1 pseudogene is annotated in these 349 nt (G+C 42.7%); it reads left to right on the forward strand.

The features are described from left to right. Positions 1 to 349: pseudogene (locus ACYVTD_RS18320) on the forward strand (CHASE2 domain-containing protein); the annotation flags it as partial.

Genomic DNA, 349 nt, shown 5'->3' on the forward strand with positions numbered 1-349 from the left:
AACGACCTGCTTCCTGAAATTATCGAAATGTTTCCCAAGGACGAGGACACCATCCGCGATGAGGCCGATTATATATCCACTTTACTTGAATACCTTTCGGAAAACATTGACAGTTACAAAAATACTCAAACGGACATAGAAAACAAAGTAAAGGACAAGTTTTGCATTCTTGGTCGGGTTGATACGGGAACCACCGATATGGGCGCAAACCCGTTTTACGGCGAATATATCAACGTAGGAACCCACGGGGTTGTACTGGACATGATCCTTTCGCAGACGTTTATCACGCCTGTCGGCGGAATATGGATTATTCTGTTCGTAATGATTGTTGTTACCTTGTTTTTTTTTG

This window comes from Treponema sp. R6D11 (assembly GCF_054786075.1).